Source organism: Lentzea sp. NPDC102401 (assembly GCF_044765805.1).
GTDB classification, from domain to species: domain Bacteria; phylum Actinomycetota; class Actinomycetes; order Mycobacteriales; family Pseudonocardiaceae; genus Lentzea; species Lentzea sokolovensis.
In genome coordinates this window covers 125357-139639 of the sequence record NZ_JBIWKS010000017.1, presented here as the reverse complement: position 1 = coordinate 139639, position 14283 = coordinate 125357, and the positions used below count along the sequence as shown (strand labels likewise).

Below are 14283 nucleotides of genomic sequence, written 5' to 3'. Positions count from 1 at the left end.
ATCGACAAGTTCTGGTGTTTGACTGAGCACATGACGACTGCCGACCGCGTCGCGCGGCCCTCGATTCTCACGGTGGACGACGACGCCGCCGTGTCGCGGGCGGTGGCGCGCGACCTGCGCCGGATGTACGGCGAGCACTACCGCATCGTGCGAGCGGAGTCCGGCCCCCAGGCGCTGGAGGCCCTGCACGAGATCAAACTGCGCGGCGAGGAGGTCGCGGCGCTGCTCGCGGACTACCGGATGCCGCAGATGAGCGGCATCGAGTTCCTGGAACAGGCCATGGACGTGTTCCCCCAGGCGCGCCGGGTGCTGCTCACGGCGTACGCCGACACCGACGCCGCGATCCAGGCGATCAACGTCGTGGACCTCGACCACTACCTGCTCAAGCCGTGGGACCCGCCGGAGCAGAACCTCTACCCGGTGCTCGACGAGCAGCTGCGCGCCTGGGCCGTGAGCGACCGGCAGCCACCGCAGCGGGTGCGGGTGATCGGGCACCGCTGGTCGCCGCGTTCCTACGAGGTGCGCGACTTCCTGGCACGCAACAACGTTCCGTTCCGCTGGCACGCGCTCGACGAGCCGGAGGCACGCTGCCTGCTCACCGCCGCGCATCAGGACGGGGCCACGCTGCCGGTCGTGGTCACTGCTCAGGGCACCGCGCTGGTCGACCCGTCGGACGCGGAGCTCGCCGCCGAGGTGGGCCTGAGCACCCAGCCGTCGGCCGAGTTCTACGACCTGATCGTCGTGGGCGGCGGGCCCGCGGGGCTCGGCGCCGCGGTGTACGGCGGGTCGGAGGGACTGCGGACCGTCCTGGTCGAACGGATCGCGACGGGTGGTCAGGCCGGCACCAGCAGCCGCATCGAGAACTACCTGGGCTTCCCCGACGGGGTGTCCGGCGGGCAACTGACCGAACGGGCCCGCAGACAGGCGGTGAAGTTCGGCGTCGAGCTGCTCACCACCCGCGACGTCGTCGCCCTCGAACGCCGGGGCGCCGCACGCGTCGTGCGGTTCGGCGACGGCACCGAACTCGCCGCCCACACCGTCATCCTCGCCACCGGCGTCTCGTACCGGTTGCTCGACGCGCCCGGACTCGGCGAGCTGACCGGGCGGGGCGTGTACTACGGCGCCTCGACCACCGAGGGCCCGAACTGCGCCGGTCAGGACGTCTACCTGGTCGGCGGGGCGAACTCCGCGGGCCAGGCGGCCGTCTACTTCTCCGGGCACGCGCGGAAGGTGGTGATCCTGGTCAGGGGCGACTCGCTGGAGTCGTCGATGTCGCGGTACCTGATCGACCAGCTCGCGGCGATCCCGAACGTGGAGGTGCGCACGCACACCGAGGTCTGCGGTGGCACGGGTGAGGATCACCTCGAAACGCTGACGTTGCTGCACAACAAGACCGGCGAGACGACGACCGTTCCGGCGGGCTGGCTGTTCGCGTTCATCGGCGCCGCCCCGCGCACGGACTGGCTGGACGGCACACTGGAACGCGACGAGCACGGGTTCCTGCTCGCCGGCCCCGACCTCGGCGGCTCACCGCCCGGCTGGGACCTCGAAAGGGCGCCGTACCACCTGGAGACGAACGTGCCCGGCGTGTTCGTCGCGGGCGACGTCCGGGCGGACTCGGTGAAACGGGTCGCGTCCGCGGTCGGCGAGGGCGCCATGGCCGTCACGCTGGTCCACCGTTACCTGGAGAGGTCGTGATGGAGAGGCTCACCGCGGCTGAGCTGCGCGAACTGTTCCTGTTCGAGAAGCTCGACCAGACCCAGCTGGACTGGCTGACCGAGCACGGCCACGTCGAGACCCGCGAGGCGGGCACGCCCGTGCTCACCGAGGGCGAGCCGGCGACGTGTTTCTTCGTGCTGCTCGAAGGCACGGTCGCCCTGTGCCGCACCATCGGCGGCCAGCGGATCGAGGTGAGCCGCAGCGACCTGCGCGGCTCGTACTTCGGCGCCACCCAGGCCTACCTGGAGCTCGACCAGCCGACCTACCAGATGACCGTCGAGTCGATCACCGCCACGTCGATGCTGCAGTTCGACGCCGACGAGTTCGGGCCGATGGTCCGCGCGTGGTTCCCCATGGCGATGCACCTGCTGGAAGGCCTGTTCTGGGGTATGCGGAACACCCAGGCCACGGTGGGCCAGCACGAACGGCTCACCGCGCTCGGAGCGCTGTCCGCAGGCCTCACCCACGAGCTCAACAACCCGGCCGCGGCCGCCGTGCGAGCGACCGCGGCACTCCGCGAACGGGTCGCGGGCATGCGGCACAAACTCGCCCTCCTGTCGCAGGGGGCGATCGACCCGGCCACGCTGCCCTCCCTGGTGAAGCTCCAGGAGAAGGCGGTCGAACAGGTCGCCAAGGCGCCGAAGCTCAGCCCGTTGCAGGCCAGCGACGCCGAGGACGAGGTCGCCGACTGGCTCGACGACCACGGCATCAGCGGCGGCTGGGACGTCGCACCCGTCCTCGTCGCCGCCGGACTGGACGTCGAGTGGCTGGAGAACTCGCTCACCGCGTGCCCGGCCGCCGTCACCGGATCCGCCGTGCACTGGCTCAGGTACACGGTCGAGACCGAGATGCTGATGAACGAGATCGAGGACGCCACCACCAGAGTGTCCACTTTGGTCGGTGCAGCCAAGCAGTACTCGCAGATGGACCGCGCGCCGTTCCAGGTGGTCGACGTGCACGAGCTGCTCGACTCCACCCTGGTCATGTTCGGCGGCAAACTCGGGAACGTCCAGGTGGTCCAGGACTACGACCGGACGCTCCCGCACATCCCCGCGTACGCCGGGGAGCTCAACCAGGTGTGGACGAACATGATCGACAACGCCCTGAGCGCGATGGCAGGTTCGGGCACGTTGACCGTGCGGACCTCCAGGCAGGACAAGCACCTCGTCGTGGAGATCGGCGACACCGGCCCCGGAATCCCGGGGGAGGTGAAGAGCCGGATCTTCGAACCGTTCTTCACCACCAAGCCGGTCGGGGAGGGCACCGGGCTCGGGCTGGAGATCTCGTGGCGGATCGTGGTCAACAAGCACCACGGCGCGATCCGCGTGGAGTCGCAGCCGGGCGACACGCGGTTCCAGGTCCTGCTGCCCCTGGACGCGGTGGGACCGTGACGGACAGCGCACCGCGGTCGAAATGTGCAAGTGAGTTCCGTGCTGGCCGTACAGCTGATCCGAGTTGCCCGTCGGGCATACAAACCCGAATCGTCGCACCGCAGGGACATTTCGTCATCACTCAGTCAGATCGGTGACGACGTCGAGGCCGAGCTTGCGGTTGAGGGCGGCAACGGCGTTGGTGACCGCGCGGCGGGGCATCACCCGCGCCACGAGCGTGGTCAGCCGGTTGACGCCGCGGCCGGGATAGGAGGCGATGCGCCCGCGCGCGTAGTCGTCGAGCGTGCGTGCGGCGACCGACTCCGGTGAGTCGGTCACGCGCGGATCCATCGTGGCCGTTGTGCCGTCGAAGAAGCCGGTGTCAGTCGCTCCCGGATGCGCGGCCATGACGCGGACGCCGGAGCCACGCAGTTCCTCGGCGACGGCCTCGGTGAACGACAGGACGAACGCCTTCGTCGCGGCGTAGCTCGCCTGGTAGGGCATCGGCTGAAACCCCGCTGTCGAACCCACGTTGATGATGCCACCCGCTCCCCTGGCCACCATCTCGCGACCGAACAGGTAGGTGAGTTCCATCAGCGCTCGGACGTTGAGCGCGACGGACCGGGTGTTCTGCGCGAAGGGACGTTCGAAGAACCTGCCGGCCGAGCCCGACCCGGCGTTGTTCACCAGCAGGTCGACCTGAAGACCGCGGTCGGCGACGGCCTTGACGAGGTTCTCGGGGCCTGAAGGGGCCGCGAGATCCACCGCGATGACCTCGGCCGTCACGCCGTGCGCGGCCCGCACCTCTGCCGCAAGGGCTTCCAGCGCTGCCGTGCTGCGCGCCACCAGTACCAGGTTGGCGCCCCTGCGTGCCAGTTCCAGCGCATACGCACGCCCGAGCCCTTTCGACGCTCCGGTGACGAGCGCGGCGACGCCGTGGAAGGAGTCCATGACCTGCTCCAGTCGTTCGAGTCTCGAACTATCTCGTGGCGAGCATAACAAGTTCGAGACTCGAAGCAAGTTAGACTGCTCCCATGAGCGAGGAAGGACCGGTGGCGGCCATACGCGCCATCCACGAGGTGTTCATGCGCACCGAGGCGGCGATCACCGGACCCCTCGCGGAACTGGGTCTGACCACCGCGACCGCCCAAGCGCTCTGGGCGCTCGATCCGGATGAGGAGCCACCGTCGATGAAGACGGTGGCTGCCCGCCTGCACTGCAACGCCCCCAACCTCTCCTTCGTCGCGGACCAGCTCACCGCACGCGGACTGGTCGAACGAGTCCCCGACCCGCGAGACCGGCGTTCGCGCGCGCTCGTCCTCACCACCGAAGGCGCGCAGGTGCGTTCGCGGGTCATGAGCATCGTGGTCGAGCACAGTCCACTGTCGGCCCTGAAACCTGATGACATGACCACACTGCTGTCCATTTTGGACAAACTCGGGCTCGGGTGACCGGGTCAGGATTGGTCGAACTCCGGGATCAGCTCCCCGATCAGCCTGATGCTCGTCATCACCTCGTCCGCCCCGATCGGCCCGATCTGCTGCAGGCACATCAGCCGGTCGATCCCGAGGTCCGCGTACGCCTGCAGCTTCTTGCGGCACGTGTCCGGGCTGCCGACGATCAGCGACTGCTGCGCCGAGAGCACCTCGAACAGCTCGTCCTCCGGAACGTCCTCGCCCTGGATGATCCGGCCGATCACGAGCTGCGCGTCGGTGGGGGCGGCGTCCACCTCGGCGCGCAGGAACTCGCCGGTGAGGCCGCCGTCGCCGGCCGCGAGGATGTCCTGGTGGCGTTGCATGGTCGCGGCGAACTCGGCCGCGGCGTTGAAGAAGCGCAGCGCTGTCACCGTGTACCAGGCCGCGGCGGCGGCCGCACCGTTGCGCATGGCCTGTTCGTCGGTCTCGGCGCAGTGCACGAAGGTGAAGTAGGCGACCTGGTTGTTGACGAACGAGCCGACCGGTTCGGTGCACTCGGCGGCGGCCGCGCGGTAGAGGTCGATCATGCGGGCGACCCGGTCGATGGACTCCCAGATCGTCGTGCCGAGCACCCCTACGCCGCGGCGGCCTGCCTCCTCGAAGGACGTCGGGGACGCGGCTGCCTGCCACAGCGGCGGGTGCGGGCTCTGCAGGGGTTTGGGGATGATCGAGACGTCGGAGACGTCGTAGTGCGCGCCGGTGTGGGAGAAGTGGTCGGTGGTCCACATCTTCGGCACCATCTCGAACGCCTCGGCGGTCTGGGAGCGCGCGTCGGCGGGCTCGACGCCGAAGAGGTTCCACTCGGGGATGGTGGAGCGGGTGAGGCCGAGCTCGACGCGACCGCCGCTGAGGTGGTCGAGGGTGGCGGCGCGTTCGGCGACGCGGATCGGGTGGTTGAAGCGGCCGGGTGCCAGCACGGCGGCGTGGCCCAGGCGGATGCGGGAGGTCTGCTGGGACAGGGCGGCGAGCATCAGCTCGGGCGCGGAGGACAGGCTGAACTCGCCCGCTCCGTGGTGCTCGACCTGCCACCAGCAGCCGTAGCCGAGCTCGTCGGCGAGCCGGGCCTGGTCGAGGGCCTGGCGGAAGCGGAACTGCTCGGTGGCAGGGCCGGGGTTCTGGATCTCGTTGAACAGATCGATCTTCATCGGCACACACCCTCACCTCGCGCGGACACCAAGGCTGATGTCTCTGTGAGCGATCAGGTCGTTACGCGGGCAATACAAAATCCCCGAACGGAGCAGTCCGGCGCGCTGATCAGACCCTTGCCTGCTCCCGCACCGGCCTGACCGCGTCCGGCACGAGATCGCCTTCGGGGTAGGCGCAGGTGAAGGTGCCGTGATAGCCGAAGAGCGGCCCGAACCGGTGGTTGGTGACCTCGACGTTGATGCGGAATCGGCCCAGCTCGTCGTCGAAGGACTCGCGGACCTCCGCGGTACCGGTCACCAGGCGGGGGATGCGGAAGTGCAGCGGGCCCTCGTGGAAGCGCTGCTCGCCGCTGCGGATCAGGAGCCCGCCGCGTTCGTCGACGGACAGGCGCAGGTCGACGGAGACGTGCTGGTGCGTGCCCAGATAGTCCACGACGGTCCCCCGCTCGGGGCTGTAGATCATCGTGGCGTCCCAGCGCCGGGGCCGGTCGAAGTCGAAGGTGCGGACGAACGTCACCGTCTCCCGGCCGAGCGAGTCGCGGTAGGGGTAGTTCTCGATGGTGAACGGGATGTCGCGGCCGTGGCCCGGCAGGAGGATGTGGCGCTTGGCCCCGAGCCAGAGGAACGGCCGGGTGAAACCGCGACCGTGCCACACCCGGTCCATCGTGCCCGTGCCGACGCAGGCCACGCCGTCCGCGCTGGCGAAGCCGAATCGGCGTCGCAGCTGCGGGTGCAGGCGGTCGAAGTCGTCGCCGAGGGCGCGCTGGAAGATCGACGTCATGGATGCTCCAAAGTGGACAGGGTGGACGGCGCCGTCGACGAACGGCGGTCCGGCGGGGTGCGCCGGCACCTCCTGGCCGCCGGCGTGGACGGCAACGGCGGGGCCAGCAGGGCGGCGAGCGTGACGGCCGCGGCGAGCACGACCGGTGCGGCCCACCAAGCGACGGCGCAGACGGCGAGCCTCGTTCCGGCGTCCAGCAGCGCTCGCCGAAGCGACACCTCCGGTGGCACGCCGCGCTCCAGCCACAGCCGAAGCCGATCGAACGACCACGCCGTCCCCCACCCCAGCAGGAGACGGAACGGGCGATCGGCCAGCGCACCCAGGCGGCCCCAGCCCGGCTGGTAGTCGTACCCGGTGAGGAACCGGACCCCCGCGCTGGTCGGCACGTACCGCCAGTAGCCGGACCCGCTGCGGATCAGGGACAGCGGATGTGCCGAGCTGAACCGCAGCGCCGACGTCCGCGAGCCGTCAGGCCTGGTGCGCTCACCGACGCTGATGCCGGTCCCGTCCACCGTCAGACCGGGCAGGACGCGGACGGCGTACCGGAAACGTTGCGCCGCGGCCGGTTCCGCCTTCGGCAGGTAGTCGATCCAGGTGAACCGGAGGTCCCACCGCTGGTGCAGACGCGGTTCCTGCGTCTGCCGCCACAGGTCGTCGAGGTCGGCCCGGATCACCGTCTCCACGTAGAGCGTTCGTCGTCGCGCCATGTGACCCCCTGCTGTTTGAGCATCTGCTCAAACAGCAGGATAACCAGATTTGAGCAGATGCTCAAACAGGTGGTGACCAGGTACGGCTAGGCGAGATGCCCGTCCGGTCGCACGAGACCGGCCTCGGTCTCCACGTGGCCGCCGCCGCGCAACCGCTCGAAGAGCCTGTCGCCGCCCGGTAGCCGCTGGTCGGGCACACGCCTGCCGGTGGCGTAGGCGACGTCGAGGCCGGACAGTCGTTCGGCGAGCTGCTGGGACATGTCCGGTGCGGAGGCGATCAGCCCGCTGACGACCGCGCGCAACGCCTGTCCTTCAGACGAGTACGCCGTCATCAGGGCGGTCTGCGCCCTCGTGTGCTGAAGCAGGTCGGCGCCCACCGGATGACGCTCGGAGTGGTAGGTGTCGAGCAACGCGGCGTCCGCGCGTCCAGCGACCACGGCGGCGAGCTTCCAGCCGAGGTTGTGCGCGTCCTGGATGCCCACGTTCATGCCAACTCCGCCGGTCGGGAAGTGCATGTGTGCGGCGTCGCCCGCCAGCAGAACGGCGCCAGAGCGGTAGGCGGCGGCCTGGCGGGTGGCGTTGCCGAAGCGCGACAACCACTTCGGGTCGCGCATGCCGAAGTCGGTGCCGGCGATGGCCTTGACCGTGGCACGCAGCTCGTCGAGGGTCAGCTCGCCAGGCCACTCGGGCCGGTTCGTGGCGGGATCGCCGCCGACGACGCGGTGCACGCCACCGGGCAGCGGCACGACCATCAGGCCACCGTCAGGACCCGTGACGCTCGCGAACCCACGCGCGGGCGGGTCGTCCAGGACGACGTCGCCCAGCCAGCCCCAGGTCGTCGCGTCGGTGCCGGGGAAGTCGATGCCCGCCGCCTCCCGCACGACACTGCGGGTGCCGTCGCAGCCGACCACGTGACGTCCGAGGACGACCTCGCCGTCAGCCAGTTCGACACCTTCCGGGGTCAGGCCCACCACCCGGCATCCCCGCCTCACCGTCGCGCCCATGCCGACGGCGCGCTGTTCGAGCAACTCCTCGGTGCGGACCTGGGGCAACGCCAGCGTGAACGGGTACGGCGTGTCCAGCGCCGAGAAGTCCATGCGGTCGGACAGCCCGCCGAAGTGCCCGTTCGGAATGCGGATGCCCTCCTCCAGGAACGGCTCCGCCACTCCCCGGCAGTCGAGGATCTCGATCGTGCGGGGGTGGATCGTGAGCGCCTTGGAGTTCGAGTCCCGTTCCAGCCGCGTTTCCAGCACCACCACGGAAGCCCCTCCCAGCCGCAGTTCCCCGGCCAGCCAGAGCCCGGTCGGCCCCGCGCCCACGATGACGACGTCGTGCATGACTCACTCCCTTGGTCACTGACCAATGCTTCGCGGTCGAGTAGACTAGGTCAGTGATCAAGAGTCAAGCGGACGTGGTGCGGACCGCGCTGGAGATCCTCGACGAGCGCGGCGCCGAGGCCGTGTCGATGCGTGCCATCGCGCAGAAGCTCGACGTGCGGATGAACACCGTCCTCTGGCACGTCAAGACCAAGGCACGGCTCGAAGAACTGATGGCCGACGCGATCGTCGCGGGCGTCTCCCTCGACGGCCTGCCGGAGGACTGGCGCGAGCGGGCCGCCGAGATCGCGCGCCGCTATCGGCAGGCGCTGCTGGCACATCGCGACGGCGCCGCTGTCGTTGCGGGCACCTATGCCGCGGAACCGGCCACTTTGGACATGGCGGAAGCGCTCGTCGCCGCGCTGCTGGACGGCGGGCTGTCCGCCCGGGACGCCGCGTGGACGTGCTGGAGCGTCATCTACTTCATCCTCGGCCTGACGCAGGAGGAACAGGCGCTGCCCCGCGGTTCGGGCACTCTCGCCGTCGGAGCACGACCGGCACTGGAGCGCGTTCTGCCTTTCCTCGCCGAGGAGTCGTTCGACGCGCGGTTCGAGTTCGGAATCGCCAAGCTGCTGTGCTGATGAGATCAGCCTCGCAGGGGTGCCCTGCCCCCGAGCAGGGCACCCCGCGCGGTCCTACTTCACCGCGTAGGCCCTGGTGATCGTCTCCGTCACCGAGTTGCCCAGAACGTCGACGGCCGTGGCGCGCAACGACGCGAAGCCCGTCGTTCCGGCCGGAAGCTCCAGCCTGCCGCCGACGACCTTGACGCGCTGCCAGGTCACGCCGTCGTCGAAGGACACCTCCACCCCGATCGACCGCACGTTCGCCGACGGGGCACCGGGCTGGTGCGCGACCGACACCGTGCCGCGCACCGGACCGTGCGCGGTGTTGTGGTCGTCGAGGTCCAGCGCGTACCGGATGTCGAGCAACGGCAACGCGGCCCGCTCGTCCGTGCCGGACCGCGCGTGGAACCGCCACTCCGAACGCACCTTTGTGGACAGTGCGGGAGTGAGGTTGCCGGTCGGTCGCACGGCCTCGGTGGCCAGCGTGAACCAGCCTGGGCCGGAAGGCACGTCGAACGTGCCCAGCGCGGGCCGGTCGTTGCCGCGGCCGATCTCCCTGCCGTTCTTCGACAGCACGGTGGTGCCGGTGTGCGACGGGTCGAAGTAGCTGACCGTGCCGGGATCGCTGTCGGAGAACATCGGGATCATCAGGCTGATCCGGTCACGCGACCGGTACGCCCACGGCAGCGGCTTGGCGTCCGCCCGCGCGATCGGCAGCGTGGTCAACTCCGGGCCGAACGGCGCGGCGAAGACACGGGACGTCCGCTTCTCCCCCGCCTTCACCGAAACCGGGAGCGTGATCTCCGAGTACGGCTGGCGGCCGTCGGGCAGGAACGCGCCCGCGTCGAACAGCTGCACCGCGGCGGCGGGCGAGATGTAGTCGGTGCGGCGCTGCGGCCACTTCGACTCGACGTCCGCTCCCGCCCGCATCGGCCCGACGGTCCACGACGCGGCACCGAACCGGTAGGTGCCCGCCGGCATGGTGTCGATCAGCCTGCGCTCGATCCGGCCGAGGCCGGCCTTCGCGAACTTGAAGTCGTACCCGCCGGGCAGTCCCTTGACCTCCTGGCCGAGGAAGTACGACACAGGACTGTTGGCACGCACGGACATCGTGGCTTCCACGGTCCGCTGCGCCATCAGGTCCTGCACACGGCGCAGTTCCGCGGAGTCGAAGATCAGGCCGGTGGGCAGCGCGGGTTCGGCGGCCGAACCCGAGTCGATGGTCGGGTTGAAGTAGGAGAGCACGGCCCGCGCGCCCTTCTGCTTCAACAACTCCACGCCGCTCATCAACTGCTCGCCCGGCGGGTACACCGGGTCGTCCCAGTTCTTCGGCGTGATCACCGCGATGGCGCCGGAGACGTCGGCCGCCTCGATCGACGCGCGATCAGCCTCGCCGACACCGACCAGCCGGCCGGTGTGGCTGCCGCTGAAGTCGGTGGTCCACGGGAAGTACGTCTCGCCGAGCTCGAACCCTCCAGCCCCGTTCAACGTCGTCAACGCCCACGGGTGGTTCCAGTAGCTCAGGTTCGTCAGCGACAGACCGCGGACGTCCGGGCCGGCGACGCTGTACAGCCGTGCGCCCTCCTTCGGCACGCCGCCGCCGCGCAGGATGCCCGCGGACTCCAGCGGTCCGGACTCGTCGGGGTCGGACAGGAGCCCGAACCCGCCACCGAGCTGGGACCGCGCGTCCGGGTCGTCCACCCCGACCGTGATCGGCTTGCCCGCCTTGGTGTTCGCGTCGACCGTCGTGTCCCCGGCGACTTCGACGCGTTGTGCGAACAACGTGTTGTCGCCGGTCAGCTCCGCGATTAGCCCCAGCACGCGGTAGGGACCGCCCGGCACGGTGAGGCTCAGCGAGTCGGTGAAGGTGAAGTCCCCGAACGCTTGGCCGGTGCGTTCGTTCTGCACGATCACCAGGGACTGGAAGGACTCTCCGGACCTCGGTGGGACCTTCACGGTCAGCGTCCGCTTCTCGCCGTTGAACTGCCCGGTCACCGGGGTCGTCAGCACGACGTCACCGGCACGCGCCCGCAGCACCCCGGTGAGCTCGCCCGCCGGTTGCGCCGTGGGACGCGCGGTCACCGTGACCGCCGCCGAACCACCGGCGGGCACGGTCACCGACTTCTGCACCGAGAGCACGTTCCTCCGGTCGACCTCCAGTTCCAGAGCCAGGGTGACCGGCTTGCCGCCGGAGTTGACGTAAGTGATCTCGCGGGTCGACTCGGCGGTGCCCCACACCGTGCCGAACCCGGCCACGCCCTCGGCCCGGACCTGTTGCGCGACACCACGGGCGATGTCGAGCCTGCCCGCGCCCTGGGCCAGCGTGGAGATGCCCGGCAGTCGCTGGGACGAGCCGATCAACGCGTTCTTGATCTGCTCACCGGTCCAGTCCGGGTGCCGCTGCGCGAGGATCGCGGCGGCACCGGCGACGTGCGGCGACGCCATCGACGTGCCGGAGAGCTGCGCGTAGTGGTCGCCCACCGCGTACTCGGGCAGCAATCCTGCCGCCCGCGCGGCGACGATGTCCGTGCCCGGTCCGGCGATCTCCGGCTTCAGCCCGAAGTCGCCCAGTCGCGGTCCCTGGCTCGAGGTCAGGTTGAGCTCGTCCCGCTTGGTCACGTTCGCCACGGTGAGCGCGCGATCGGCGGCACCGGGGCTGCCCACGCTCTCGCGCAGACCGGAGTTGCCCGCCGCGATGACGAACAGCGTGCCGCTGGAAGCCGAGAGCTCGTTGACCGTCTGGGACATCAGGTCGGTGCCGTCGGTGACGCCGCCGCCGAGGCTCATGTTGACGACGTCGGCACCCTGTTCGACGGCCCACCGCATGCCGTTGAGGACCCAGTCCTCCCGTCCGCCGAACTCGCCGAGCACCTTGCCGACCAGCAGCTTCGCGCCGGGTGCGACGCCCTGGTAGCGGCCCTGCGAGGCCGCGCCGCTGCCCGCGATCGTGCTCGCCACGTGGGTGCCGTGCCCGTCGGTGTCCCGCACGCCCTCGCCGGTGAAGTCCGCCGAAGTGTCCACAACGGACTTGAGGTCCGGATGCGCGGTGTCGTACCCGGTGTCGAGGACGGCGACCTTCACGCCGTCACCGCGGAAGCCCGCCCGCCACGCCTTGGGCGCACCGATCTGCTTCACGCTCTCGTCGAGCGTCGGCCGCACCCGGCCGTTGAGCCAGATCTTCTCCGCTGCGAGACGGGCAGAGCCTCGCGCACGCCACCGTCCCGCCGCCTCGGTCTTCGGGATGTAGACCGCGTTCACGCCCGCGGTCAGGGCGGCGGCACCGGTCACGATCGTCGGCACGGTGGGCTCGTTGCGGTCGTCGTAGCCCTGCTGGACGAGTCCGGTGACGTCGAACAGCCGCTTGTCCAGCTTGCCGGCCTTCAGGTCCGCGACCGCGTCCTGCGGCACGACGTGGTCGTGGCCGTCGAGCCGGTAGCGCCAGGCACGCAGTTGCTCGCGGCCCTTCGCCATCCGCACCGACGAGACGCGGTCACCGTCGACGACGACCTGGTCGCCGGTGATCAGCGTGACGATGCCGGGCGTGCCGGCGGCCTGCGGCTGCGGTCCACTCGCCGCCGCGGGTTTCGCCACCGCGACGGAGAGCAGGAGCGCGACCGCGAGAGCCGCGCTTCGTTTTCTGCACATGCGATTCCTTCGAGCAGGGATGGCCAGTGCCCCGAACCTAGGGCGCGCGAATCGTCGCGTCTGCGATCTTCATGACCTCTTCACAACAACCGGGATCTTCACGGTCAGGCCTCGGTCACGGCGTCGAGTGCGAGTTCGACCACCGGCGACAGCGAACGCATGAAGGTGGCGCTCACGTGGTTGTCGTCGAAGTTGACCAGCAGGTCGCCGACGACGGGCGGGCACTGGTCCTCGGCGCAGAGGTGGTCGCTGAAGTCGAGGAACGACACGTTGGCCGGCACGTCGAGGAGGGCGTACGGCGGAACGGGTGCGAGCAGGTCGGCACGGGGCGCGCCACAGCGGGCCGCGGGGCCGTGCACCTGCACGCAGTCGAGCACCGAGAAGCTGTAACGGGGGTTGTCGCGCACGGCGACCACCGGGATCTGTTCGGCGTCGAGCTGGCGCCAGCGGTCGACGAACCCCGGTGGCGTCTGCTCGGTGAGTCCTACTTGGACGTTGCGGGTGGCGAGCGTGAAGACGAAGTCGGGCCGCAGACCGATGATCTCGGTCGCCGCACTCTCGTTCCACCGCTCGCAGGACCGGTCGCCGGGCACCTTCTCCGACCGCGTGGAGAACGGGCAGGCGCCTTTGAGCATGACGATCAGCTGCCAGTTCCGGCGCTCCGCGATCGGCGCGAACGCGGCGAGGTACTGCTGGACGTGGGAGTCGCCGACGAGCACGACGCGTTTGGCCGGGGTGCCTTCGACCGGGCCGTAGCAGATGTCGAGTTCCTGGTTGTGCACTGATCTCGCGCAGTGCTGGCCGTCGAGCGCCGCGAAGTCCGTGGCCGGGATCTGCGCGGCCACCTCGCGCGGTCCCGTCGGCTGCAGGACGGTCGTCGCCACCAGTAGCGGGATCAGCAGCAGAGCCGTGAGCGTGCGTGCCCTGAATCGGGACCTGCGCATGGGTTGCTCGACGAGGTGGTGCGTGACCGCCGCGAGCACCAGTGACGCTCCGATGATCGCCACTCCGTCGAGCACGCCGACCTCGGTGCGGCCACTGAGCACGAGCCAGCCCACCAGCACCGGCCAGTGCCAGAGGTAGAGGGCGTAGCTGAGGTCGCCCAGGTACCGCAGCGGCCCGGCGGCCAGCAGGCGGTCCGCGCCGAACCTGCTGCCGGTGGCTCCGGCGACGATCACCGCGGCCGCGCACGTCGTCGGCCACAACGCCAGGTAGCCGGGGAACCCCGCGCCCACGTCCAGCACGACCCCGCAGACCACGAGTCCCAGCAGGCCCGCCCATCCGAGGAAAGTCCTCAAAGGACTCGCGAGGTCGATGCGCGACACGGCCAACGCCAGCAGACCGCCGAAGGCGAACTCCCAGATCCGCGTCGCCGTGTGGAAGTAGGCCAGCGGCTGGTCGACGGCGGTGAGCCACACCGAGCAGCTGAGCGAAAGCACGAAAACCGCTGACAGCACGCGGAAAAGCGATCGGCGCAGCAGCGTGACCACCAGGACCAGCAA

Annotated in this window: 11 protein-coding genes; 4 read left to right on the top strand and 7 right to left on the bottom strand. The window is 69.9% G+C overall.

The features are described 5' to 3' along the window. The first annotated feature begins 30 nt into the window (after positions 1-30). Entirely contained in the window at positions 31-1698 is a 1668-nt protein-coding gene (locus ACIRG5_RS41845; RefSeq protein ID WP_402915872.1) for an FAD-dependent oxidoreductase, read from the top strand. Further along, complete coding sequence (locus ACIRG5_RS41840; RefSeq protein ID WP_402916009.1) at positions 1698-3110, top strand: ATP-binding protein; 1413 nt, start codon at positions 1698-1700, stop codon at positions 3108-3110. The genes ACIRG5_RS41845 and ACIRG5_RS41840 overlap by 1 nt, the downstream gene beginning before the upstream one ends. A gap of 117 nt (positions 3111-3227) precedes the next feature. Here the strand turns inward: ACIRG5_RS41840 and ACIRG5_RS41835 are convergent, their stop codons facing one another. Further along, positions 3228-4040 (bottom strand): SDR family NAD(P)-dependent oxidoreductase, encoded by an 813-nt coding sequence (locus ACIRG5_RS41835; RefSeq protein ID WP_402915870.1) that lies wholly within the window; start codon positions 4038-4040, stop codon positions 3228-3230. 83 nt (positions 4041-4123) lie between these two features. On the opposite strand from ACIRG5_RS41835, the gene ACIRG5_RS41830 reads away from it, so the two are divergent. Next, the gene (locus ACIRG5_RS41830) at positions 4124-4540 is read left to right on the top strand and encodes a MarR family winged helix-turn-helix transcriptional regulator (RefSeq protein ID WP_402915868.1); all 417 of its coding nucleotides are present in this window, start codon (positions 4124-4126) and stop codon (positions 4538-4540) included. A 5-nt stretch (positions 4541-4545) separates the two neighbouring features. On the opposite strand, the gene ACIRG5_RS41825 is transcribed toward ACIRG5_RS41830, so the two are convergent. The 4 genes from ACIRG5_RS41825 to ACIRG5_RS41810 form a co-directional block, all read right to left on the bottom strand. Beyond that, positions 4546-5709 (bottom strand): LLM class flavin-dependent oxidoreductase, encoded by a 1164-nt coding sequence (locus ACIRG5_RS41825; RefSeq protein WP_402915866.1) that lies wholly within the window; start codon positions 5707-5709, stop codon positions 4546-4548. A gap of 109 nt (positions 5710-5818) precedes the next feature. Next, the gene (locus ACIRG5_RS41820; protein ID WP_402915864.1) at positions 5819-6490 is read right to left on the bottom strand and encodes a DUF4166 domain-containing protein; all 672 of its coding nucleotides are present in this window, start codon (positions 6488-6490) and stop codon (positions 5819-5821) included. Further along, the gene (locus ACIRG5_RS41815; RefSeq protein ID WP_402915862.1) at positions 6487-7197 is read right to left on the bottom strand and encodes a hypothetical protein; all 711 of its coding nucleotides are present in this window, start codon (positions 7195-7197) and stop codon (positions 6487-6489) included. Before ACIRG5_RS41815 ends, ACIRG5_RS41820 begins: the two co-directional genes overlap by 4 nt. A gap of 86 nt (positions 7198-7283) precedes the next feature. Then, positions 7284-8534, bottom strand: a complete 1251-nt coding sequence (locus ACIRG5_RS41810) for an FAD-dependent monooxygenase (RefSeq protein ID WP_402915860.1) — start codon at positions 8532-8534, stop codon at positions 7284-7286. A 53-nt stretch (positions 8535-8587) separates the two neighbouring features. On the opposite strand from ACIRG5_RS41810, the gene ACIRG5_RS41805 reads away from it, so the two are divergent. After that, a complete protein-coding gene (locus tag ACIRG5_RS41805; RefSeq protein ID WP_402915858.1) occupies positions 8588-9154 on the top strand; it encodes a TetR/AcrR family transcriptional regulator C-terminal domain-containing protein in 567 nt (188 codons plus the stop codon). 54 nt (positions 9155-9208) lie between these two features. Here ACIRG5_RS41805 and ACIRG5_RS41800 read toward each other — a convergent pair whose 3' ends face one another. Both ACIRG5_RS41800 and ACIRG5_RS41795 read right to left on the bottom strand, forming a co-directional pair. After that, positions 9209-12781, bottom strand: a complete 3573-nt coding sequence (locus ACIRG5_RS41800; protein ID WP_402915856.1) for a S8 family peptidase — start codon at positions 12779-12781, stop codon at positions 9209-9211. 104 nt (positions 12782-12885) lie between these two features. After that, on the bottom strand, positions 12886-14283 hold the full coding sequence (locus ACIRG5_RS41795; protein WP_402915854.1) for an acyltransferase family protein: 1398 nt from the start codon (positions 14281-14283) through the stop codon (positions 12886-12888).